Origin of the sequence: Thalassospira lucentensis (genome assembly GCF_032921865.1) — a bacterium.
GTDB classification, from domain to species: domain Bacteria; phylum Pseudomonadota; class Alphaproteobacteria; order Rhodospirillales; family Thalassospiraceae; genus Thalassospira; species Thalassospira lucentensis_A.
In genome coordinates, this window is the sequence record NZ_CP136684.1 from 1 (window position 1) to 2,500 (window position 2,500).

A 2,500-nucleotide genomic window follows, 5' to 3' on the forward strand; every position below is an offset into this window, starting at 1 on the left:
GGTTGCGGGGGCAGGATTTGAACCTACGACCTTCAGGTTATGAGCCTGACGAGCTACCGGGCTGCTCCACCCCGCGTCAGGGTGTATTATAACCGGTGGGTTAAATAGATAACGCCGCATCATGATGTGAGGCGGCGTTGGATGTTTTGTGTGGTTAGGGAATATTTTGTGCTGTGTTTAGAAGGCCCGGCGGTGACCTACTCTCCCGTGCCTTAAGACAAAGTACCATCGGCGCAGGCAGGTTTCACTTCTGAGTTCGGGATGGGATCAGGTGGTTCCCGGCCGCTATGGCCACCGGGCCGTCGAAACACAGCGAAGAGATCGGAATGTGATTTAGGTGCGATATTGGTTGTTCTGTATTTTGCTTTGGCGGGTTTTACCGCTGCGCAAGAAGTCAGAATAGTCAATTAGCAAGAGGGATCAATCAAGCCGATCGATCAATTAGTACTGGTTAGCTTCACGTGTTGCCACGCTTCCACACCCAGCCTATCAACCTGGTGGTCTTCCAGGGATCTGATAGGGATACCTAGTCTTGAAGGGGGCTTCCCGCTTAGATGCTTTCAGCGGTTATCCCTTCCGCACTTAGCTACCCGGCGATGCTCCTGGCGGAACAACCGGTACACCAGAGGTGCGTCCATCCCGGTCCTCTCGTACTAGGGACAGCTCTTCTCAAGTATCCTACGCCCACGGCAGATAGGGACCGAACTGTCTCACGACGTTCTAAACCCAGCTCACGTACCACTTTAATTGGCGAACAGCCAAACCCTTGGGACCTGCTCCAGCCCCAGGATGTGATGAGCCGACATCGAGGTGCCAAACACTCCCGTCGATGTGGACTCTTGGGGAGTATCAGCCTGTTATCCCCGGCGTACCTTTTATCCGTTGAGCGATGGCCCTTCCACGCGGGACCACCGGATCACTATGACCGACTTTCGTCTCTGCTCGACTTGTCAGTCTCGCAGTCAGGCAGGCTTTTGCCATTGCACTCTTAAGCTGATGTCCGACCAGCCTGAGCCTACCATCGCGCGCCTCCGTTACTCTTTGGGAGGCGACCGCCCCAGTCAAACTACCCGCCATGCAGGGTCCCGGATCCGGATAACGGACCTCGGTTAGATATCAGGAAGCAAAAGGGCGGTATCTCAAAGGTGGCTCCACCGAAGCTGGCGCTTCGGGTTCATAGCCTCCCGCCTATTCTGCACATTCACATCCTGATACCACTGCAAAGCTGTAGTAAAGGTGCACGGGGTCTTTCCGTCTGACCGCGGGTACTCCGCATCTTCACGGAGAATTCAATTTCGCTGAGTCGATGTTGGAGACAGTGGGGAAGTCGTTACGCCATTCGTGCAGGTCGGAACTTACCCGACAAGGAATTTCGCTACCTTAGGACCGTTATAGTTACGGCCGCCGTTTACCGGGGCTTCAATTCAATGCTTGCACATCTCCTCTTAACCTTCCGGCACCGGGCAGGCGTCAGACCCTATACGTCGTCTTGCGACTTCGCAGAGCCCTGTGTTTTTAGTAAACAGTCGCCACCCCCTGGTCTGTGCCCCCACCGTAAAGTTGCCTTCACGGTGGGCCCCCTTCTCCCGAAGTTACGGGGGCAATTTGCCGAGTTCCTTCAACATCGTTCTCTCAAGCGCCTTGGTATATTCAACCTGCCCACCTGTGTCGGTTTCGGGTACGGTCCATATGTGAGAGTTATTTCCTGGACCTCCTTGGCAGCATCTCCAATCCAATAAGGAGACACAACTTCCAGAGGCCGTCACTTCTCACGGGTACAGGAATATTAACCTGTTTCCCATCGACTACGCGTTTCCGCCTCGTCTTAGGGGCCAACTCACCCTGCGCGGATTGGCCTTGCGCAGGAACCCTTGGGCTTTCGGCGAGGGAGGTTCTCACTCCCTTTGTCGCTACTCATGTCAGCATTCTCGCTTCCGATACCTCCAGCATACCTTACGGTACACCTTCACAGGCTTACGGAACGCTCCGCTACCACTTGTTCCGAAGAACAAATCCGCAGTTTCGGTGTGTGGCTTGAGCCCCGGTACATCTTCGGCGCGGGACAGCTTATTTAGACCAGTGAGCTGTTACGCTTTCTTTAAACGATGGCTGCTTCTAAGCCAACGTCCTGGTTGTCTTGGCCGTCCTACATCCTTTCCCACTTAGCCACAACTTTGGGACCTTAACTGGCGGTCTGGGCTGTTTCCCTCTCGACCACGGACCTTAGCACCCGTAGTCTGTCTGCCAGATAGTACTCATCGGTATTCGGAGTTTGATTAGGTTTGGTAAGCCGGTAAGGCCCCCTAGCCCATTCAGTGCTCTACCCCCGATGGTATTCGTCTGACGCTCTACCTAAATAGATTTCGCGGAGAACCAGCTATCTCCAGGTTTGATTGGCCTTTCACCCCTAACCACAAGTCATCCCCGTCTTTTTCAACAGACGTGGGTTCGGTCCTCCAGTGACTGTTACATCACCTTCAACCTGCTCATGGCTAGATCA

At 54.2% G+C, this 2,500-nt stretch carries 1 tRNA gene and 2 rRNA genes (1 of these 3 cut by a window edge); all 3 read right to left on the reverse strand.

From position 1 onward, the window contains the following. Positions 1–2: 2 nt before the first annotated feature. Positions 3–76: transfer RNA gene (locus R1T41_RS00865), tRNA-Met, on the reverse strand. A 108-nt stretch (positions 77–184) separates the two neighbouring features. Beyond that, positions 185–299: ribosomal RNA gene (gene rrf / locus R1T41_RS00870) — 5S ribosomal RNA — on the reverse strand. A 121-nt stretch (positions 300–420) separates the two neighbouring features. Further along, a 23S ribosomal RNA gene (locus R1T41_RS00875) occupies positions 421–2,500 on the reverse strand (it continues 669 nt past the right edge of the window).